The sequence below is a fragment of the Candidatus Tokpelaia sp. genome, from assembly GCF_008636115.1.
Classification (GTDB): Bacteria; Pseudomonadota; Alphaproteobacteria; order Rhizobiales; family Rhizobiaceae; genus QLZD01.
This window is the reverse complement of the sequence record NZ_QLZD01000021.1, coordinates 23,678-43,915: the sequence shown is the minus strand read 5'-3', so window position 1 is coordinate 43,915 and position 20,238 is coordinate 23,678. Positions and strand designations below refer to the sequence as shown.

Genomic DNA, 20,238 nt, shown 5'->3' with positions numbered 1-20,238 from the left:
CACTGCCCTTATCATATCTTCCACCGCACCGCAAACAAAGATTTTATCGCTAATATACCATAAGATAAGGCGCAATACTCCGATAAACAGCTTGCATAGCTTGCGGCAAAGTTTTAGTTTTGCGGCGTGTTCTGTGCAAAGGGTCTCTTGCCGATAGCCACAGTGAAAAACGACATGCGGGAAGAACGGGCAAATATCAAACGCACCGCCGATGCTATCGCTGCCTATGGCACCGCTTGGCCCGATGAGCAAACTGCCATGGTGCCCGCTGCTGCGCCGGTTAACGGCCGCTCCCTGTGGCTCGTTTAACCGTAAAACAACACCGGGGCATATCACCGCCGGCGGGATCGTCTTTCACCGGGAGAAGCTCCTGATGATTCTCCACCCTTATTTACGCCGCTCGACTCGCAACCGGGCGGTTCTGTTGAAAAAGGGGAGACGCCGGCACAGGCAGCCATACGCGAAATAGAGGAAGAAAAAGGATTTATAACCCAACCTCACCTTTGGTATAAAGCCAATCCAATGCCTTTTGATATTGACATTCACAGCATAGCGGCCAACCCCAAAAAAGCCGAACCCGGCCACTTCCGCTATGATTTTCGCTATTTGCCGGCCTTGACCTCAGAATTGGAGACGAAAGCAGCCGGGGCGCGTGAACTCAGCTTTTTATGGCAGCCTATAGCCGCTGTAAAGGAGGCCAGTTTGCAATGCCTTATCCGCAAAGCGCAACTGCATGCCATTATCTGACAGAGGAATAAAAGCAGTGCTATTGCCCGTTTTTCCTTCCCAATACAGCAAATCCAGGCAAAACAGCAATTATTCCAGTGATAGTTCTCTTTTCTTTATTCGCTTTTTCACCGTATAAAAGCCGCAAAACGCGCTTCTTTAACCCGTAAACAAGAATTTTGCGCTAAAAAGGCCGAGTCAGGCCAAAAACTGCTTGCCCCATAGGGGTAAAACGCTGCCGGTGGATAAAAATTGCATATTTACCTCCCTATTGCCGAAACATCTGTTACCATTTTTGTGCCGCTGGGGCTGGGGGCACTGGTGGGCTTTTTTTCCGGCCTGTTTGGCGTTGGCGGCGGTTTTCTGATTACGCCTTTGCTGATTTTTTACAATATTCCGCCGGCTATTGCCGTGGGCAGCGGCGCCAATCAGGTCATTGCCTCTTCGGCCCAGGGCGCCTTTGATCATTTCAAACGCCGCACATTAGATATAAAACTGGGGCTGATTTTAAGCCTTGCCGGGCTGCTCGGCTCTCTTTGCGGCATTTATATTTTCAGCTTTTTGCGCCGTTTGGGGCAGTTGGATCTGATAATTTCGCTGCTTTATGTCGGGCTTTTGGGCATTGTCGGCCTGTTAATGGCGCAGGAGAGCATCAAAGCCGTGCTACGCGCCAGAAAAGGCCTCCCGGCAATGATAAAACGCCCCGGCCGGCATAATTTTTTGCAAAAACTGCCGTGGAAAATGCGGTTTCAAAGATCCGGTCTTTATATTAGCCTGCTGCCTGTTATCGGCCTTGGTTTTATTATCGGCATTTTGTCTTCTATTATGGGGGTTGGCGGCGGTTTTATTCTGGTGCCGGCCATGATTTACCTGTTGCATGTGCCTACTAATATTGTTGTCGGCACATCTTTGTTTCAGGTCAGCTTTGTCGCCGGCTTTACCACTATTATGCAGGCTGTGACCAATCATTCGGTAGATATTGTGCTGGCCGTGCTGCTAATGGCAGGCGGCATTGTCGGCGTGGCCTCAGGCAATCGCCTGGGGCGCAGATTAAAGGCCGAGCAGCTGCGGTTGCTTATGGCGCTGCTTATTCTGGTGATTGCCTTATGGCTGGCTTTTGGCCTGTTTATCCGCCCGGCAGAGCTGGTGACACTGGTTGCATTACCGGGGGGCTAACTATGATGTTTTTAGCTCAGGCGGGCAGAGCCGGCCTTTTCTGCCGCGCCGCCTTTCAGCGCGGCAGAAAGCTCCTTGCAGCCTGCCGGCGCCAATGGCGCAAATATTGCCGCCGGGCCATTATCGCCGCGCCGGTTTTTATCGCCCTTACAGGGCTGCCGACAGCGCAAGCGCAGGAAGAGCCGGGCAGCACGCCGCAGGAAACCCTGCAAATTATTGTAACGGCGCGTGACATAACTATTGATGCCAGTTTTGCCGGCACTGATTTTTATATAGCCGGCGTGCTGGAAAACACGGATCCGCTTTTGCGGCGGCAAAACCGCTATGATATTATTGTCGTATTGGAAGGGCCGCAGCAAAATATTGTGCTTTACAAAAAAGAGCGGCGGCTGGGGCTTTGGCTCAACGGCTCTTCGGTCAAATTTACCAATGTGCCGCAATTTTATGCTTTGGCCTCTACCCGTGAATTACGCGATATTACAGTGCCGCAAATCTATCAAAGCCTGGGGCTGGGGCTAAATTATCTGCCGCTGCATGCCAAAGGCCGCTTAAGCCCTGAGGCGATTAAACTTTATAAAAACGAGCTTATCGCCCTTAAGCAAAAGCAGGGGCTTTACGGGCAGGAAACAGGCAGTATCGCCTTTGGCTCAACCCGGCTGTTCTCTGCTCGCTTCCACCTGCCCGATAATGTGCCTGTCGGCTCTTATACGGTCAAGGCCTATTTATTTCGTGACGGGGTTTACAGCGATGAGGCCGAAACCGGGCTGGAAATCACCCGCAAAAATATTGCCTATTTGCTGTATCACGCGGCGCAGACCCAGTCTTTCCGCTATGGTCTGGCAGCCGTATTGATTGCCCTGTTTATCGGCTTTATCGGCAGAACAATCTTCCCCAAATAATAGTGGAGCCAAAGCTCATAACGGTTTTTTGCGCAGGCTTAAAAGCTTTAAAACCGGCAAAATCATATCGCGCACAGGCAAAATCGCCCGACAGGCTGCACAGGCTGCTTTACTCTTATCTCCCATAAGGCGATTAAGGCATAATATCAGCAGGGTTTCAGTGCCATACCATAAAATAACAAAGCCGACAGGCAGCCAAACCGACGCCGCGCCGCCAGGCCAGCATCACGCCAAAATCGGCAAAAAAAGCGCCGAAAAACAATTCGGCATAAAAAATTGCGGTAAAAGGCGGCGATAAAATGCAAGCCGGCCGAGCTGCCGGCAAGTTTGTTCCTGCCTTCTGCTGCCGCTCCGGCAAGTTTACTGTTGCCTTCTGCTGCCGCTCCGGCAATATTCTTGCGCTTTTTACCAAAATGTTAATCCCCTGCCCTTATATTTGGCGGGGATTAAGGGCAAATAGCGCGATTTCGGGTAAATTACGGGCAATAGCTGTTTTACTGTCCATCACGTAAAAAAGCGGCCGGTTAAGATGAGTTTGTAAAAGTCATGGCGCCAATGCACGCAAAACGGCATATAAATGACACGCCGCCTGAAAAGAGACGCAGCCGGCTGGGGCACATATTTTACTGGTCTGCCGTTTCCGGCCTGTGGGGTTTGATTATCCTGAGCTTCTATATTGCTTATGTCTTACTCACTATGCCGCAATTTTCCACCTGGAAAATTCCTGTTCGCCCGCCCAATATTCGTATTGTCGACCGAAACGGTGCGCTGATTGCCAATCGCGGCCTGACCGGAGGTGAGGCCATAGCGCTGGCCGATATGAGCCCCTGGCTGCCAAAAGCAGTAATAGCCATTGAAGATCGCCGCTTTTACCGGCATAGCGGGCTTGACCCAATGGGTATAGGCCGTGCTTTAAGCCGCAATTTTATCGGCTCTGCGCGGCAGGGCGGCTCTACTCTGACCCAGCAATTAGCCAAAAATCTGTTTTTATCTTCTGATCGCACCTTTGACCGTAAAAGCCGTGAGGCTATTCTGGCGCTGTGGCTGGAATATAAATTCAGCAAACGGCAAATCCTGGAAATGTATCTCAACCGCGTTTATCTTGGCTCCGGCGCTTATGGGGCAGAGGCCGCCGCCCGCCGCTATTTCAACAAATCGGCGCGCCATTTAACCCTGATGGAGGCTGCGACCCTGGCCGGCCTGCTCAAGGCGCCGTCACGGCTTTCGCCCGCGCGCGATGCTGAGGCCGCTTATGCCCGTGCCAAACTGGTTCTGGCGGCAATGCGGGAAGAGGATATGATTGATGAGGCACACTATAAAGCAGCGTTGAAAGAGCCGGTGCCGCAAGCCGCCTCTTATTGGTCCGGGTCGGAAAATTTTGTCGCCGATTATGTTGTCAATCAGATTCCGTTTTTAATCGGCCGGGTTGATGAAGATATTATTGTTGAAACCGGCCTGGATATGCGGCTGCAAAAAGCCGCGGAAAAACTGCTGCGCCGCGAAATCCGGCAAAACGGCAAAAGCCGCAATATCAGCCAGGGAGCGCTGGTTTCTATTGACACTAAAGGGGTGATTTGTGCCATGATCGGCGGGGGGGATTATGCCGCCAGCCAATATAATCGCGCTGTCGATGCCAAGCGGCAGCCCGGCTCCGCTTTTAAGCCTTTTGTCTATCTGGCGGCATTGGAGCAAGGCAAAACCCCCAATTCCACCCGCAATGACGCGCCGGTGACCATTGGCAACTGGACACCGCGCAATGCCGGCGGCAAATATATGGGCGATGTTACCCTGACCACGGCTCTTTCCCATTCGCTCAATTCGGTAGCGGCGCAACTGGCAATGGAAGTGGGCACCGCCAATATTATCAATACGGCGCATCGGCTGGGCATTCGCTCCGGCATTGACAATCATGTTTCTATTGCGCTCGGCACGGCAGAGGTCAGCCTGCTGGAACTGACAGGCGCCTATCTGCCTTTTGCCACGGGGGGGACAAAACCGCAAATTCACCTTATCCGCCATATTGCCGATACAAAAGGGCGGACACTTTATAATATTGGCAAAATTGAAGCACCGCGCCTTGTCAGCCCGCAAATTGTCGGCATGATGAATGCCATGCTGCAGCAAACTATTTTAAACGGCACAGCAGCACAGGCACGGCTTGGCCGCCCGGCTGCCGGCAAAACCGGCACCAGTCAGAATTTCCGCGATGCCTGGTTTATCGGCTATACGGCCGATTATGTAACCGGTGTCTGGTTTGGCAATGATAATGGCGAATCCATGCGCCGTGTCAGCGGCGGCAGCCTGCCCGTTGCTTTATGGAAAAACTATATGCTGGAAGCTGAAAAAAGCAAGCCGGCAATAAACCTGCCCGGCTCCTACCGACTGGAAAATGCCGTTCCCGGCGGCAGCGACCTGCCGCCGGATACAAATGAGCTGCCCGCCTATGACAGCTCGAAAATCATCGCCGATAATGCCCCGCGCCCGCCGGTGGCGCTCAGCAGTGCTGACGGTAAACCGGTACAGACAGACAAAAAACGGAGCATTTTTGATATATTGCGCGGTCGCTAATATAATCGGCACACCTGGCGCCGGCCTTACAGAGGCACCTGCCCGCCGCCCGGCAGCAAGGGCAATTAAATTCTGAAAATTTTCGCCAAAATCACAGATAAACAGAAAAGGCAGTCACACTGCAACCGGCAAAGGCGGCAAAAAATCCCTGATTAAACTATAGCCAAAAAGACAAATGCGGTCATGCTGCTTTATTTACGGCAGCCTCAAGCAAGTGGCGCACATAGCGCTGATAAGGCATGCCATGCTCTCTTGCCTGTGCCTTTATCGCATCAGCCAGATCGAGCGGCAGGCGCATATGCAGCACCTTGTCTTTTTTTTGCAGTTCAAACCGAAACGGCTTGAACCCCGACAAATCATATTCCGATAAGTCAGCCTTATCCACAAACTCCTCTGCCTCTTTATCTGACATTAGAGGCGTTAATTTTTTAAGCCTTTTCTTCATATTTTATCACCTCTTTTTGTGCCTGTAACGGGCACTTTGGGCCGGATTTTCAGAGAATCTGCTCTCTCCCGCAAAACGAATACTGCAAACAGGTAACGCCCTCCAGCATTTTGTTTAACAGCCCGATAGCGCTGTTCGCTCAACTGTGGGTCTTCTTCAGCGGCAGGCTCCCCCGGCAGCATATCCTCAAACCGCAGAAGTGCTGCGCCAAAGCTAATCTTTGCCGGCAGGCCCTGTATTTAGCCGGCGCAAACGCACATAAAAGGCGCCTTCGCCGCCATGACGGCCGGCGGCCTGCTCTATGGCGGCAATATAAAGCCGGAACGGCGCTGTTACCAGCCAATGCGGCACCTGCTTTTGCAAAATTCCACCATTTTGGCAGGTTTTACCTTTGCCGGTAATAATTAAAATATGACGAAACCTGCACCGTTGCATTTGCTGCACAAAATGCAACAAGGCCTTATATGCCTGTGCCTGAGTGTAGCCGTGTAAATCAATTTTTGCATCAACCGCCTGGCGCCCCTGCGCCAGCCGGCGGTAAAGATTACGCTCAAAACCCCTTAACAGCCCTTTGGCGCCGGCGCTGCTCTTTAACGCCGGCTCACCCCGCCGCCGCAGCATTTTGCCGGCAGGCCGGCCTGGCGGCGGCATTACCGCGGTGCTGCCGGTTGTAACCGGCACGGTTTTACCCTTATGCGATAAAGCTGTTTTGCCGGGAGGGCTTTGCCGCCGGAGCGGACGCACATTACGCGCCACTTGCGCCCAAATCTCCCTGTCAGGCCCTGAAAGCCCGGCAGCAAATATGTCGGCGCGTGCCGACATATCCTCTATATCACCCTCGCGCCGCCCTTCCCCCTTAGCAGCTTTTTGCCGAATTTTCCTGCCTTTCATAATGCCGCATCTCTTTTCCCTGTCCGGTTCTTTTATCCCTTGACTGCGGCAAACAGGAACAAAGCGCGCCGGCACAATGAATCACTCTGCCTGTTATTCTTCATCTTCTGTCGCCACTAACAGCCAGTCAGGGCTTTTGGAGGCAAGCTCCCGGGCAAATGTCCAGCGATCTCTCAGCACGACAATATTCTGCTCATCACCATCGATTAACTGCCCGGCTTTATCATAAGTGGCTGAAATTATTTCCCCTTTAAACGAAACAGTCAGGCGCGCCCGCCCCTTTTCCAGCTCAGCGGCGACAATCTCGGCTCTCTCTGCCCCGATAAAAGAAAATTTCACCGTCTCGCCGGTGGCAGAGCGCTGTTCCAGCGCCGTGACAAAATTTTCGTAAATATTTTTTGCCAGCAGATTTTGCAAATCACCTCGCCGTCCGCGAGCAAAAGCGGTCAAAATCATCTCATAAGCAGCCTTGGCCCCGGTCAAAAATTCCTGCGGCGCAAAACTGCCGTCAGCGCGGCCTATAGCGCGCAAATCCTCATTCAGCTCGCTGCCGGCCGGCGCATAAGCATCAATCGCAGCAAAAGGGGCACTTTTTGCAGCCGGCGGCAAGGCGGCTGTTTTTTCAACGGCTGCCGGCTCTGCCTTGCTTTTGGCATAAGGGTCAAAAGGCCGTCTTTCATTACCGGTGCGGCGCCCCAAAACATTGCGCAACTGGATAAAAACCACCACGGCCAAAGCAAAAAAGATAAATGTCACAATATTCAAATCCATCGGCACAGTGATCTCCGTTCCTGCTCATCTGCCAAAAGCACGCAACCCTCTTCAGCCAAAGCTCAAGCCCCTGCGGCGCCTCCACCTGCCGGGCCAAAGGGCTTTCCAGCCCTGCTTTATTTTATCAGGCGATGAGGCCAAATTGTGACCTTGACGCCCCAATTATGCCGCTCACCCCTTTTTAAACACAAACTTATCCTATAAAGCAAAATAGTGATGAATTCAAATAATGTGATTCTGCCGCGCGCCGCTATTTGGGTCTTTTTGCCGCTATTTGGGCGGCAGGCGCAATAACAGGGAGATATTCTGCCATGTCGATGCGTTTTCCACTGTTTTTGGCGCCGCTCGTAATTTTCGGTTATATTTTTGCAGAAATCGCTGCTTTTATCTTTGTCGGCAGCAAAATCGGCATTGTCCCCAGCCTGTTACTGGTTTTACTATCGAGCCTGGCCGGTATCGGGCTGCTGCGCGGCACAATTCAGGGTTTTTCCAGAAACATAAAAGCCGCGACCCGGCAAAATAACAATGTCGATAAAGCGGTAATCCGCCGCCTTATCATCTGTGTCAGCGCAATCCTACTCATCGTACCCGGTTTTATCAGCTCTTTATGCGGCCTTATTATGCTCCTGCCGCCGATTCAAGCCGCTCTTGCCGATTTTATCCGCAAAAACGGCGGAGACAAAGCCTCCTTCACTTTCGGCAAGAGGCCGGCTGCCGGTGGAACCGAGGCGCGCTCACCCCGGCGCAGCGGCAGAATTATTGACCTTGAGCCTGAAAATTATCATGCCCGCGACCCGGAAAATTCGCCATGGAAGAAACCGTAACAGGCCGAAAAACCGTGAAAGCCAAAGCCGCCGCGCCCAAATATCGGCGATAAAGGCACTATAAATAGTGCAAAACTCAAGGGCGGCTTGCAGGCAGGGGTTTTCCGTGCTAGCCAGAAACAAAATCGCAAAACAGCTTTAACCTCCCGGCAGATGAGTCCGTTAAAACAGCTAAACCGCCCGCATGAAGGAGCATATAATGGCAGAAATGGATCGAGTTCGCGGCACACAAACACAAACAACGCAGGAAGCGCAGGGCCCTTATTTAAGCATTTTAACGCAATATATCAAAGATTTGTCTTTTGAAAGCCCTAATGCGCCTGCTGCCTTGCGCGCCCGCGATAAAGCGCCCGCTATCAATATTAATATCAATGTCCATGCTGCCGGCATGGGCGATAATCTCTATGATATTGTGCTGACTATTGATGCCAAAGCCCTTGATGATAAAGAGGTTCTCTTTCAGGCGGAGCTGACTTACGGCGGCATTTTCAAAATAGAAAATTTCCCCGAAGAGCATTTGACTCCGGTTATTTTTATTGAATGTCCGCGCCTTCTCTTCCCCTTTGCGCGGCAGATTATTGCCGATGCCACCCGTAATGGCGGTTTTCCGCCCCTGATGATTGATCCGATTGATTTTGCCACGCTTTATCATAATCGTATGGCTGAACAAAATGACGGCAAGGGGCAGACACAAGGGCAGCATTAAGTCTGGGGCTTTCGCTGCCGCCAGGTGACGGCTTTCGCCGCTGCCGGACGAAAGGAATAGGGTATTGTCAATGCCGGTGGGGCAATAGCCCCAAAAGCAGGCAAACCGGCAGCGGGTCGGCAGACCCGTAATATGGGTTGGGGATAATGGACAGCCAGGCAGGAATTGCGGCAAAAGCAGCGCATGATGCTAAAAACACGCCGATGATGGAGCAATATTTCAAAATCAAGGCTGAGCATGCGGATTTTCTGCTGTTTTACCGCATGGGTGAATTTTATGAGCTGTTTTTTGACGATGCGCTAATCGCCGCCAAAGTGCTGGATATTACCTTGACAGCGCGCGGCAGGCATAATGGTGAAAATATCCCTATGTGCGGTGTGCCTGTTCACACGGCCGAGGATTATCTGCAAAAGCTGATTGCCGCCAATTATCGCATTGCTGTTTGCGAACAAATGGAAGATCCGGCGCAGGCGCGCGCCCGCGGCACAAAAGCCGTTGTCCGGCGTGAGGTTGTCCGCCTTGTCACCCCCGGCACAGTAACAGAGGAAAAACTGCTGGCGCCGGAGCGCGCCAATTATCTCATGGCGCTGGTGCGGGCAGAAAATACTGCCGGCCGGCAGCAGCCGGCGGCGGGCAATAGCCTGCTGCCAGATGAAACGGAACAGACAGCAAAGGCGCTATCTTATTTTGCCCTTGCCTGGCTGGATATTTCAACCGGTATTTTTCGTGTCTCCACTTGCGATAATAAAAGGCTGCTGGCTAATATTTTGCGAGTCGAGCCGCAAGAGCTGATTATTGCCGCCACGCTTTACAATGATGAAAAACTGCGCGCTCTGCTGGATATTGTCGGCAAAGCCGTGTCACCCCAGCCGGATAGTCTGTTTGCCACAGCCCAGGCAGAAAAGCGCATTTGCGCTTATTACCATGTTGCCACGCTGGAAGGTTTTGCCGATTTCTCCCGCGCTGAGCTGCAAGCCATTGCCGCTATTCTGGCTTATGTGGAAAAAACGCAGATTCATGAAAGACCGCCGCTGCAACGCCCTGCGCTGGAAGATGGCAGCAAGCAGCTTTTTATCGATGCCGCCACTGCGGCCAATCTTGAGCTTACGCGCACGCTTTCCGGCAAGCATGAAGGCAGTCTGTTCAAAGCAGTAGATCGCACTTTAACCGGCAGCGGCGCGCGCCTGCTGCTCGACCGGCTGACAGCACCGCTTAATCAGGTGGAAGATATTGAAGATCGGCTGGATTCTGTCGCCTTTTTTCTGTCAGAGCCTGGATTGCGCAACAGCCTGCGGGAAAAGCTGCAGGGCCTGGCCGATATTATGCGCGCTCTTTCGCGCCTGGCGCTGGCACGCGGCGGCCCGCGTGATTTTGCTGCCGTTTTACATGCGTTAAAGGCCGCGCGCGCCATTCACCATGATTTTGCCCTTGCCGATTTGCCGGCGGAATTACAACAGGCGATAGAAGCTTTGGCCGCCTTGCCCGATGATTGGCGGAAAAAGCTGCAGGCCGCGCTTGATGACGACTTGCCGTTTTTCAAGCGTGACGGCGGTTTTATTCGCAAAGGCTATAATGCCGAATTAGATGAATTGCGCAGTTTAAAAACCGAGACTCACCGCATTATTGCTGCCATGCAAAAAGATTTGGCGCTTGAGACCGATATAAAAAACCTCAAAATCAAACATAATAATATTTTGGGCTTTTTTATTGAGGTGACAGCAGCGCAGGCCGGCGTAATGACGGAGGCCGGCGCTGCCGAGAGCCGCTTTATCCACCGCCAGACCATGGCCAATGCCATGCGCTTTACCACGGCAGAACTGGCTGATCTGGAAAATCGTATCAATTCGGCTGCCAATGGCGCTCTGGCTGTTGAATTGCAGATTTTTGAAGAATTAACGCAAGATATTAAAAATTATGCCGATGACTTGCGTGACGGCGCCGCGGCGCTGGCCGTGCTTGATGTTTCCAGCGCTTTGGCCGTGCTGGCAGAAGAACAGGCTTACTGCCGCCCGGTAGTGGATAATAGTCTGAAGCTTGCTGTGCAAAACGGCCGTCACCCGGTGGTAGAACAGGCTTTGCGCCGCCAGGCAGACGATCCTTTTATTGCCAATAATTGCGATTTATCGCCGGTGGGCAAAGCCGCCAAAACGGAGCAAATAAAGGTAGATAAAGCGGAATTGAGCCGACAGGCCGGCAGTATCTGGCTGCTGACCGGGCCGAATATGGGTGGCAAATCCACATTTTTGCGGCAAAATGCGCTTATTGTGCTTATGGCGCAAATGGGGTCCTTTGTCCCGGCAATAAGCGCCCATATCGGCCTTGTTGACCGGCTGTTCAGCCGGGTTGGCGCCTCTGACGATCTGGCGCGCGGGCGCTCCACCTTTATGGTGGAAATGGTGGAAACCGCAACAATTTTAAACCAGGCGGGGGAGAAATCACTCGTCATATTAGATGAAATCGGCCGCGGCACCGCCACTTTTGACGGGCTTTCCATTGCCTGGGCAGCGCTGGAATATTTGCATAATATGAATCGCTGCCGCGCTATTTTTGCCACGCATTTTCACGAATTGACAATTTTGGCTAAAACTCTGCCGCGGCTTTCCAACCACACGCTCAAAGTGCGGGAATGGCAGAATGAAGTGATTTTTCTGCATGAAGTGGCCGCCGGCGTAGCCGATCGCTCTTATGGCGTGCAAGTGGCAGAACTGGCCGGCCTGCCGGAAGCGGTGATTGCGCGGGCGCGCGCTGTGCTGGCACAGTTGGAAAATCAGGCATTAACCAGCCAGGCAGCGGATATTTTGCAGGATTTGCCGCTATTTGGTGCCGTGACAAACAATAAAGCTGCCAAATATGGGCAGACTGAGCCAATCTCCGCTGTTGCGACAAAAGCCGACACTTCTTCTGCCTCTTTTGCCGCAGCGGCGATACAGGATAAAGCCGCCGGCGAAGGACAGGCAGTAACCGGCACAGGGGAGTTGTTGCCGCCGGCGGCGAATAAGCAACCGGATAGTGTTCCCGCTCCGTTTATTGCTGCCGCCAGGGTGAGCGGCCCCGGTCGTGAGACAGCCGCGACATTGCCGGCGGCGGGAAATACAAATATTGGGCAGCAGGATTCTTCGCCTGTTAACACGGCGGCGGGAGCAATCAGGCAGGCCGGTTTTACCCCGGCAGAAACGGCTTTATTGACAGCGCTGGCAGCCATCGACCCGGATAGTCTCACCCCCCGCGCCGCTCTGGACGAGCTTTATCGGCTGAAAGCCCTGCTGAGAACTATGCGCGCTTGACGGGAAAGACGCGATAAATCTTTATCTGCCTGCTGCCAGATTTGCGGCAAAGGCTTTGGCATCGGCCGCAGCCTGCGGCAAAACTTCTTCACCCGCGCCATAAACATAGCGGCCGGCAACATGATTCGTAAACATATCGATACCCGCCTCTCCCCCAAAGCATGCAAAATTTCCGGCAAATTATCGGCGCAAGACAGTTGCTTATTGACGAATATTATATACATAGAATAAGCAAGCGGAAAAAATATATACGCTATACTCCGCCATATATCTGGAATAGCATCTTTATATTCTGAATTTTCTTGAAGCAATACTTTATGACATAATGTTAGAGCATAATGGTCATTGACTATAGCATCTATTTTCGGCAATCATAAAAAGCATTGAAATTTTTTTATATAGCTCGCCAAAAGCCACACTATGTCACCAAAACTTTCGGCATATATAAGATTATCAGTTTCCAGCATGGCTTTGGCAATATTCTTCTTGTCTATAAAATCCTTTATTGGCCGCTGCTTCATGGTTTTGATATAGTCTGCTTCCAGCGCTTTCAAAACAAGCTCTTCATTATTAGCCATAGTCGCCATATTCGGCGCGCAATGTACGAGATGGCATAAAAAACAAAGCAGGATGCCTTTATCCTCCCCGGTTTCAGGAAATTTCCTGTTTGCGATAATTGCAGCTATAAAAGGTGCAACTCTTCCTTCCAGCCTGCCGAAATCTTCCTCCAGAGCATTATCTCTATTTTGTCTCCCGCCAATAGAATAAAGATAGTTTTTACCGGCAATATTTTCAGGCTTAGTGGGAAATATTTTGCCTGTCTGTTTATCTAAAACCCAAATATGCCCTTCTGCATCAGTAAAATTTTGCGATAAAAATCGCGGGATATGATGATGTTTTTTGCCCGTTATTTTACTCTCTGCCGGTTGAATCCTGGCCGCAGCTTCCCCGCCGCAAACCGGGCAATATAATAATCTATTCTGCCGCTGCCACTAAAGTTGCAAATAATGTTTGCAGCCTGGCGGCGGCATGGGTAAAACCGCGCGGCTCATCAGCCAGATAATGCCATATAATTTCTATAATATTAGCCGCCGGCGCATAAATGGCTGAGCCGTTAAGCCGCGCTATGGCATAGCCCTCATTGACAATTTCCTCTCTGGCCTCATCAGGATTTACCAGTTGCAGCTCGTCAAAGAATTGGCAGTATTCCCTGACCGCGCGGGCCGATAACAACAGGATCAGCAGCTTTATTGCCGCTATATTTCGGCACAATGCGGCGGCTGCGCACAGTATCCGGCGTGCTGCCCGGCAGCGCAAATCATCTGCCTGGGGCATTGGGCATAATGCTGTAACAGCGCCGCCATAATATACAGAGGATTGGAAACTGTGATAATTCCAGCCTGTGCGCATAATGGCGAATGGCTTCGCCAATAGTTTTGGCAATAATTTTATTGGCGTGTAACAAATCTTCTCGCCTTGCAGTTTTACCCATGGCAACGGAAGCGGCGATAATGATAATATCAGAGCCGGCAATCAAAGCCATATTATCATTGCCGGCAAAGCAAGTTTCAGGCCTTAGCCGATTGATACAGCAGGCATCAATAAAATCTCTTTTAATAGCTTCAAATTCCCCGGCCGGCGCAGCCGATAAAAGTAAACTTATCCAGCCGCAGCGTGCCGTGCCGGAATAATGCGGAATCTGTCATCAGGCCAAAGCGAGCCTGGCGGCCAGGCTGCCCGGCGCCGATAATGACAACAGGCATAATATTTCCTCCGCTTTTACCAATCACCCGCGGGCACCCCCTGTCAGGGCAAGATAAAGAGCAAAGCGATAAAAGCCGCTTCTTCCCGCCCGGGGCGCATTGGCTCTTGCAGCTTTTGCCGCTTTCTGTTGTCAAACAGATAAAGCCTGAAATTGCTCCGCCATAAACAGCGGCAACAGGCATTGCCCTCAGAACAGATTCACCGCCTTCACAATCGCCATCTGCCATGACCGCCGGGATTATTTGCCGAAAATGCTGGTTTTGCCGCCTTTGGCCTTACGCTCTTTTTCTTCTTCCGACTCGCCTAAATCCCCTGTCGGCGCATTGGCTGAGGGTTTTAAATATTCCAATGGCGGATCGCTTAAATATTTGCGCGTTTTAAGCCCCCCGGCCGGCGCGTCTTCCTGCCGCAATTCTTTATAGCGCGCCGCCTGTTTCCTGGTTGTGGCCGGGCCTGGCATATTATCCTCACGCTCACGGGCGCGGTCAATGCCGGTGGGCAAATAGCGCCGGGTTTGCGGCACATCATCTTGCATAATCGGTGAAATATATTTGGGATTATTGCGGTTTTCCGTAGCTTCCTTCCGCAAACGCTCCCGCCTTTGCTCCGGGCTTTCCGGCCAATCGGGATTATCCGGACGCGCCACTGCCTCTTGCGGTGCCGGCAATGGTGTCGATAAATCAGCTTTGGTCGGCGGTAAAAGCTCCGGCCGCGGCTTTGTATCGACATTTTTATTGCTGCTTAGTGACTTCCACCGCGTAATATTGGAAAAATCATCAGCCAGTTGCTGGCCGCTGGTTTTGCCGGTGCCGTAAGTCGGCCCAAAGCAGCCGGCAAGAAACAGGCCGGCGCCTGACAGCGCCAGCGCCAATAACGCCTGGGCAGTCTTGCTGCCGCTGCCCGCCTGTTTTGTCTTTTGCTCCAATATAAGCAAAGCCTTGCTCACGGTTAAATCAGCCCTAATTTGCGCTTTTCCCGCAAGGCGGCGGCATCACGGGCGCAAACATCAGGATAAGCGGCATCACTGCCGACATCTTGTGTCCAGCGCCAGGAACGGGCGCAACGCTTATAAGCTTTATCCGCCGCCTTGTGCCACATTACGCCAATAGCCGGCACTTCCGGCAGGGTAAAAGCGCCTTCCGGCGCAGCGCCGTGCACCAGCTCAAAACCGCTGGTAATGCAAATATCGGCCATATGCACAGGCGTAAGACTGTTTTCTTTACCACTCGCGCCGGGCACAGCGGTAGAAGGTGGACAAAGAGCGGTATAAAGCGCATTATCGTCAATATAGGCTGTCACCACAGCTTCCAGCGAAGAGCCAATCTGCCCTTGCGCCCGCGCCTGCTCCAGCGCTCCGGTCGCCACCCGCCGCAATTTCCTGATTTGCTCCCATTTTTCGGCAAGCAGCCCTTGCTCAAACCCGCCATTGCGCCAGCTTTCCGGCACAAGGCGAAAAGCTTCGCGGTGAATGGAAATTTTATCGCCTGTTTGTGAGCCGGCTTCCTCGCTCATCACCCCGGTGTCCTTATAATATTGCCACGCTTCTTCTGCCGTAAACGGCAATATTGGTGCCAGCCAGGTAATAAAGCGCTCAAATATTGCCCGCAGGGTGAACAATGCGGCAATGCGGCCGCGCGAAGACGGCGCCTCGCAATAGAGCATATCTTTGCGAATATCAAAATAAAAGGCCGATAAATCATTAATAGCGAAATCCAGTAACAAGCGGACAATGCGCTTGAAATCAAAAGCCTCATAACCGGCTTTTACCTGCTTATCCAGCGCGTAAAGCCGCGCCAGCATATAGCGCTCCAGCTCCGGCAGCAAGGCAACCGGCACTGCGCCGCCATTTTGGCAAAATTCTTCCAAAGCGCTTATATCGGCGTCAAGCTGCTTATCGGCCAGCTTCTGCTGAATCAGCGGCAATTCCGGCAGAGCGCCTAAAGCGCCCAGCGCCCAGCGCACAGTATTGCGCAATTTGCGGTAAGTATCGATATTGGTTTGAAGAATATCACGCCCCAGCCTTTGGTCTTCCCAATAATCGACCGTCATCACCCATAAACGCAAAATATCGGCGCCATATTTCTCAATAATATCCTGCGGGCGTACCACATTACCCAGCGATTTGGACATTTTTTTGCCCTTGTCGTCAAGGGTAAAGCCATGGGTTATAATGGTCTTGAACGGCGCCTGCCCGCGCGTGCCGCAGGCTTCCAGCAGTGAAGACTGAAACCAGCCGCGATGCTGATCCGACCCTTCCAGATAAATATCGGCCGGCCAGCGCAAATCAGTGCCGGCTTGCCGCCGCGCTTTTGTATCTCTGTCTTCCAGTGTAAAGACATGGGTGCAGCCGGAATCAAACCAGACATCAAGAATATCATCAAGTTTTTGCCACGGCCCGGCAGCCAGCTCTTTGCCTAAAAAGCGCGCCCGCGCGCCCGGCGCAAACCAGACATCGGCGCCTTCCTCGGCAAAAGCCGTGATAATGCGCCTGTTCACCGCCTCATCATGCAGAATTTTGCCCTTGTCATTGACAAAAATTGTTATCGGCACACCCCAGACGCGCTGGCGCGACAGCACCCAATCCGGCCGATCGGCAACCATAGCGCGCAAGCGGTTTTGCCCGGAAGGCGGCACAAAACGGGTATTCTCTATTGCCCGCAAAGCCCGCTTGCGTAAACTGTCGCCGCCGCCTAAATCTTTATCCATAGCGATAAACCATTGCGGCGTATTGCGGAAAATAACCGGCTTTTTGGAGCGCCAGCTATGCGGGTAAGAATGTTTCAGCCGGCCGCGGGCATAAAGCCTGTCCCGGCCGATAAGAGCCGCAATAATCACCTGATTGGCATTGCCCGGCCTGCCGTCATCACCCAGCACCCGCACCCGCTTGCCTGCAATTTCAGCCTCAAGCCCCGGCGCGTCTGCCGTATAATAACCGGCCTCATCAACGGAGAAGGGAATATTTGCGGCAATGCCGCGCTGTTGCAATAATCCGGCAGCGGCCATAAAAGCGTCAAAATCCTCCCGCCCATGGCTGGGGGCCGTATGGACAAAACCCGTGCCGGCATCATCTGTCACATGGCTGCCCGCCAAAAGCGGCACGCGGAAGGCATAGGCTTCCGCCCCATCTTTATCATGCGCACCGGCAAAGGCGCCGCGCAGCGGGTGCACCAGCTCAGTTGCCGCCAGCTCTGCCGCGTTAACGCTACGCACATAATTCAGCACTAATTTGGCCTTTTGCCCGCAAATCTCTGCCAGATTTTCTGCCAGCAGCAGCTTCTCCCCTTTTTGCGGGCCAAAAGTATTTTCTGCGCTTGTCACTTCATAAAGGCCGTAGCGCACAGAGGCAGAATAACAAACGGCGCGATTAGCGGGGAGCGTCCATGGCGTGGTTGTCCAAATCACCACAAAAGCGTCACGCAAATCAGCAGAGGGGCTTGATAAAACCGGAAATTTTACCCAAATCATATCCGTTTCACTGTCGCGATATTCTACCTCTGCCTCAGCCAGCGCCGTGCGCTCCACCACCGACCACATAACCGGCTTGGAACCGCGATAAAGCTGGCCGGTAGCGGCAAATTTCATCAATTCACCGGCAATGCGCGCTTCCGCCTGATAATCCATGGTTTTATAAGGCGTCTCAAAATCCCCGATAATGCCGAGACGCCTGAATTCTTCCGCCTGCACCTTTATCCAATAAGCGGCAAAATCGCGGCACTGACGGCGAAATTCATTAACCGGAATTTCGTCCTTGCTTTTGCCCGCAGCGCGGTATTTTTCTTCTACCTTCCACTCAATCGGCAGGCCGTGACAATCCCAGCCCGGGACATAATTGGCATTATAGCCCTGCATTTGCATGGCGCGGCAGACGCTATCCTTCAGCACTTTATTAAGGGCATGGCCAATATGAATATTGCCATTGGCATAAGGCGGGCCGTCATGCAGAATATAAGGCGCACGCCCGGCAGAATCCTGCCGCAAAATTTTATAAAGGCCGATATTTTGCCAATATTCCACCAGTTTAGGCTCACGCCCGGGCAGGCCGGCGCGCATGGGAAATTCTGTTTGCGGCAAATAAAGCGTTGCCGAATAATCATTGCTCTTATGCCGGTTTTTGCTGTTTTCGCTCATAATTTCCCTGCTGCCCGCCCTCCGGCCGATAATAGAGCAGAATTATAAAAAAACCGGCACTCAAGTTCAAGCCGTTTTGCCGCGATTAACGGCCTCTATCAGGCGGAATCGGCTCATTTTTATAAAAACAGACTCGAATTTTGCCGATTGCGCTGCTTTTGCTGCGGCACAGATCTATCCTGCCGACCGCTAAAACACAAACAGGGCGCTCACCCGGAGCGCCCTGTTCTTAAGCTTTGCCCAATCCTGCTCTATTATCAGCGCGGCATATTTCCCTGTGCTTAAAATTTATAGGCAACACCAACGCGAAAATCATTCTGGTAATATTTCGCGCGATATTTATAATCATTGCCCAGATTATGAGTCTTTTTGCCAAAATCAGTAAAGCGATATTCAGCACGCAAGACAATATGATCGTTAAAAATCGGCGGAATATAATCTATACCGCCGCCAATATTCCAGCCGGCGCGCGTTTTCTTCTTTTTCTTGTTAATGTCTTCCCCGCGATACAGATCATCAAGCCGGGCATAAGAAACACCGGCAGCAATATAAGGCAGAAAACGGTCAAAGGCATAACCGGCGCGCAAACGGGTGGCGCCGTTCCATTTTTGCCTTGCTTTCAGCCGGCGGCCATCGGCAAATGTTTTTTTGTCATCGACATCGTCCCACAGGAAGTCCGTATCAATGCCAAGCACAATAGCCTCAGTAAACTGGAAATTATAGCCGGCAAAAATTCCGCCAATAAAACCTTCAGGCTTTAATTTCTTTTTTGCCACTGTTTCGCCGTTTTGGCGCAAGCGATTTTTGGCCTCGGCCCATGAGCCGCCAAGCTCACCCCCGGCATAAAAACCTGTCCAGCTAAAAGCAGGGGCAATGGGGAGAGGTTCCGGTTGATAAGTGACAATATCAGCCGCCTTTGCCCCGGTGGAGATAAGCAAAGCGGCGGCGGAAACAGCAATCAGATATTTCTTCATAACAGTAAATTCCTGCCCTTGTGAACACATTACATCTACAGATACAAGCCAGATGAGGCAAAATATCTGTAATATAATGTAACAAGAACAAGAAAATTCCAGGTACAAACTATACTTGATACAACAGAAGTTTTGCTTCACTAGGCACTCACACACAGAAGATTCACATACAGTAAATTAAATTTTCTTTGTGTGCGAATTTATAAATAGGGCACTTTCTGCAACAGGCCATGCCCTATTTGATTTTTTACTTCGCAGTTCAGATGCGTCATAAATTTTATATTTTAAGAATTTCCATTATAAAACGGCTATTCTCACTTGAGCGCATCGCTATTATAAAGAAGAAACCTCTATAATAGACTAGAATTTATAAGCAACGCCGAGACGGAAATCGTTCTGGTAATATTTCACCCGATATTTGGCTTCGCGGTTAAAGGTCTCCGTATCTTTGCCAAAATCGGTGAACCGGTATTCACCGCGCAGAATAATATGATCTGTCATGGCATAATCAACACCGCCGCCGACATTCCAGCCTGCACGGCTTTGTGTCTTGGCTTTGCTTACATCATTTCTGGCGGCACGCGTTTTGATATCGGCATAAGAAACACCGACAGCCACATAAGGCAGGAAGCGGTCAAAGGCATAACCGGCCCGCAAACGGGTGGCGCCATTCCATTTCTGACGAACGCTAACCCTGTAATCGCCAAGATGTTTATCATCACCGCTGCCGGTGAAAAGGAAGTCCGTTTCCAGGCCGAGCAAAATAGCATCGGAAAACTGGAAGTTATAACCGGCATAAAAGCCGCCTTCAAAGGCATCAGGTTTGATTTTCTTTTTGCCCAGCACTTCTCCGGTTGCTTTGCTTTTGAAGCGGGTTTTGGCCTCTGCCCATGTCCAGCCGACAGTGCCGCCGCCATAAAGGCCCGTCCAACTGAAAGCAGGCTGGAATTCAGGCTCCTGATAGTGAACAATATCTGCCGCTCTGGCAGTGCCGGAAACTATCAATGCTGCGACTGAAGCCGCAATCAAATATTTCATTTTCATGTCCGTTTCTCCAATGCAATGAACTGCAATGACTTTGA

Annotated in this window: 17 protein-coding genes and 2 pseudogenes; 8 read left to right on the top strand and 11 right to left on the bottom strand. The window is 51.8% G+C overall.

The genetic code is table 11. From position 1 onward, the window contains the following. The first annotated feature begins 147 nt into the window (after nt 1–147). The 5 genes and pseudogenes from DPQ22_RS08815 to DPQ22_RS03340 all read left to right on the top strand — a co-directional run bounded on the left by DPQ22_RS08815 (nt 148) and on the right by DPQ22_RS03340 (nt 5,369). Nucleotides 148–309, top strand: coding sequence for a hypothetical protein (locus DPQ22_RS08815; RefSeq protein ID WP_190323124.1), 162 nt, complete (start codon nt 148–150; stop codon nt 307–309). A gap of 111 nt (nt 310–420) precedes the next feature. Beyond that, nucleotides 421–747: pseudogene (locus DPQ22_RS03355) on the top strand (NUDIX domain-containing protein); the annotation flags it as partial. Nucleotides 748–978: 231 nt separating this feature from the next. Next, nucleotides 979–1,902, top strand: a complete 924-nt coding sequence (locus DPQ22_RS03350) for a sulfite exporter TauE/SafE family protein (protein WP_150213172.1) — start codon at nt 979–981, stop codon at nt 1,900–1,902. A 2-nt stretch (nt 1,903–1,904) separates the two neighbouring features. After that, nucleotides 1,905–2,801 (top strand): TIGR02186 family protein, encoded by an 897-nt coding sequence (locus DPQ22_RS03345; RefSeq protein ID WP_246681453.1) that lies wholly within the window; start codon nt 1,905–1,907, stop codon nt 2,799–2,801. 555 nt (nt 2,802–3,356) lie between these two features. Next, nucleotides 3,357–5,369, top strand: a complete 2,013-nt coding sequence (locus DPQ22_RS03340; protein ID WP_320411413.1) for a transglycosylase domain-containing protein — start codon at nt 3,357–3,359, stop codon at nt 5,367–5,369. A gap of 181 nt (nt 5,370–5,550) precedes the next feature. Here the strand turns inward: DPQ22_RS03340 and DPQ22_RS03335 are convergent, their stop codons facing one another. The 3 genes from DPQ22_RS03335 to DPQ22_RS03325 form a co-directional block, all read right to left on the bottom strand. Beyond that, nucleotides 5,551–5,814, bottom strand: coding sequence for a CopG family antitoxin (locus DPQ22_RS03335; RefSeq protein ID WP_150213170.1), 264 nt, complete (start codon nt 5,812–5,814; stop codon nt 5,551–5,553). Nucleotides 5,815–6,027: 213 nt separating this feature from the next. After that, entirely contained in the window at nt 6,028–6,705 is a 678-nt protein-coding gene (locus DPQ22_RS03330; protein WP_150213169.1) for a Smr/MutS family protein, read from the bottom strand. Between the two features lie 93 nt (nt 6,706–6,798). Continuing rightward, entirely contained in the window at nt 6,799–7,476 is a 678-nt protein-coding gene (locus DPQ22_RS03325) for a Tim44/TimA family putative adaptor protein (protein WP_150213179.1), read from the bottom strand. 311 nt (nt 7,477–7,787) lie between these two features. Between DPQ22_RS03325 and DPQ22_RS03320 the strand changes: the two genes are divergently transcribed. The 3 genes and pseudogenes from DPQ22_RS03320 to mutS form a co-directional block, all read left to right on the top strand. Further along, a complete protein-coding gene (locus DPQ22_RS03320) occupies nt 7,788–8,300 on the top strand; it encodes an FxsA family protein (protein WP_150213168.1) in 513 nt (170 codons plus the stop codon). 199 nt (nt 8,301–8,499) lie between these two features. Next, nucleotides 8,500–9,006: a protein-export chaperone SecB gene (secB, locus tag DPQ22_RS03315; RefSeq protein ID WP_150213167.1), complete on the top strand. Its 507-nt coding sequence runs from the start codon at nt 8,500–8,502 to the stop codon at nt 9,004–9,006. A 146-nt stretch (nt 9,007–9,152) separates the two neighbouring features. Beyond that, nucleotides 9,153–11,855, top strand: a pseudogene (gene mutS / locus DPQ22_RS03310) (DNA mismatch repair protein MutS); the annotation flags it as partial. A gap of 806 nt (nt 11,856–12,661) precedes the next feature. On the opposite strand, the gene DPQ22_RS03305 reads toward mutS, so the two are convergent. The 8 genes from DPQ22_RS03305 to DPQ22_RS03275 all read right to left on the bottom strand — a co-directional run bounded on the left by DPQ22_RS03305 (nt 12,662) and on the right by DPQ22_RS03275 (nt 20,200). Next, nucleotides 12,662–13,177, bottom strand: coding sequence for a DUF4238 domain-containing protein (locus tag DPQ22_RS03305; RefSeq protein WP_256371543.1), 516 nt, complete (start codon nt 13,175–13,177; stop codon nt 12,662–12,664). An 88-nt stretch (nt 13,178–13,265) separates the two neighbouring features. Then, nucleotides 13,266–13,562, bottom strand: a complete 297-nt coding sequence (locus DPQ22_RS03300) for a hypothetical protein (protein ID WP_150213165.1) — start codon at nt 13,560–13,562, stop codon at nt 13,266–13,268. 46 nt (nt 13,563–13,608) lie between these two features. Further along, nucleotides 13,609–13,878 carry a lactate/malate family dehydrogenase gene (locus DPQ22_RS03295; protein WP_256371542.1) on the bottom strand — a complete coding sequence of 90 codons (270 nt, stop codon included), beginning with the start codon at nt 13,876–13,878 and terminating at the stop codon, nt 13,609–13,611. Nucleotides 13,879–13,912: 34 nt separating this feature from the next. Further along, the gene (locus DPQ22_RS08810) at nt 13,913–14,053 is read right to left on the bottom strand and encodes a hypothetical protein (protein ID WP_190323123.1); all 141 of its coding nucleotides are present in this window, start codon (nt 14,051–14,053) and stop codon (nt 13,913–13,915) included. Nucleotides 14,054–14,292: 239 nt separating this feature from the next. Then, nucleotides 14,293–15,000, bottom strand: a complete 708-nt coding sequence (locus tag DPQ22_RS03290) for a hypothetical protein (RefSeq protein ID WP_150213163.1) — start codon at nt 14,998–15,000, stop codon at nt 14,293–14,295. A gap of 2 nt (nt 15,001–15,002) precedes the next feature. Then, the gene (ileS, locus tag DPQ22_RS03285; RefSeq protein WP_150213162.1) at nt 15,003–18,182 is read right to left on the bottom strand and encodes an isoleucine--tRNA ligase; all 3,180 of its coding nucleotides are present in this window, start codon (nt 18,180–18,182) and stop codon (nt 15,003–15,005) included. A 281-nt stretch (nt 18,183–18,463) separates the two neighbouring features. Next, nucleotides 18,464–19,156 (bottom strand): outer membrane protein, encoded by a 693-nt coding sequence (locus DPQ22_RS03280; protein ID WP_246681452.1) that lies wholly within the window; start codon nt 19,154–19,156, stop codon nt 18,464–18,466. A 360-nt stretch (nt 19,157–19,516) separates the two neighbouring features. Then, complete coding sequence (locus DPQ22_RS03275) at nt 19,517–20,200, bottom strand: outer membrane protein (RefSeq protein ID WP_150213160.1); 684 nt, start codon at nt 20,198–20,200, stop codon at nt 19,517–19,519. Between the last annotated feature and the right edge of the window lie 38 nt (nt 20,201–20,238).

What these genes read in the sequence shown, in the direction of transcription:
- DPQ22_RS03345 (WP_246681453.1), top strand. Translation starts at nt 1,905, where the DNA reads ATGATGTTTTTAGCTCAGGCGGGCAGAGCCGGCCTTTTCTGCCGCGCC.
- DPQ22_RS03340 (WP_320411413.1), top strand. Translation starts at nt 3,357, where the DNA reads ATGCACGCAAAACGGCATATAAATGACACGCCGCCTGAAAAGAGACGC.
- DPQ22_RS03335 (WP_150213170.1), bottom strand. Translation starts at nt 5,814, where the DNA reads ATGAAGAAAAGGCTTAAAAAATTAACGCCTCTAATGTCAGATAAAGAG.
- DPQ22_RS03330 (WP_150213169.1), bottom strand. Translation starts at nt 6,705, where the DNA reads ATGAAAGGCAGGAAAATTCGGCAAAAAGCTGCTAAGGGGGAAGGGCGG.
- DPQ22_RS03325 (WP_150213179.1), bottom strand. Translation starts at nt 7,476, where the DNA reads ATGGATTTGAATATTGTGACATTTATCTTTTTTGCTTTGGCCGTGGTG.
- DPQ22_RS03320 (WP_150213168.1), top strand. Translation starts at nt 7,788, where the DNA reads ATGTCGATGCGTTTTCCACTGTTTTTGGCGCCGCTCGTAATTTTCGGT.
- secB (WP_150213167.1), top strand. Translation starts at nt 8,500, where the DNA reads ATGGCAGAAATGGATCGAGTTCGCGGCACACAAACACAAACAACGCAG.
- DPQ22_RS08810 (WP_190323123.1), bottom strand. Translation starts at nt 14,053, where the DNA reads ATGCCTGTTGTCATTATCGGCGCCGGGCAGCCTGGCCGCCAGGCTCGC.
- ileS (WP_150213162.1), bottom strand. Translation starts at nt 18,182, where the DNA reads ATGAGCGAAAACAGCAAAAACCGGCATAAGAGCAATGATTATTCGGCA.
- DPQ22_RS03280 (WP_246681452.1), bottom strand. Translation starts at nt 19,156, where the DNA reads ATGAAGAAATATCTGATTGCTGTTTCCGCCGCCGCTTTGCTTATCTCC.
- DPQ22_RS03275 (WP_150213160.1), bottom strand. Translation starts at nt 20,200, where the DNA reads ATGAAAATGAAATATTTGATTGCGGCTTCAGTCGCAGCATTGATAGTT.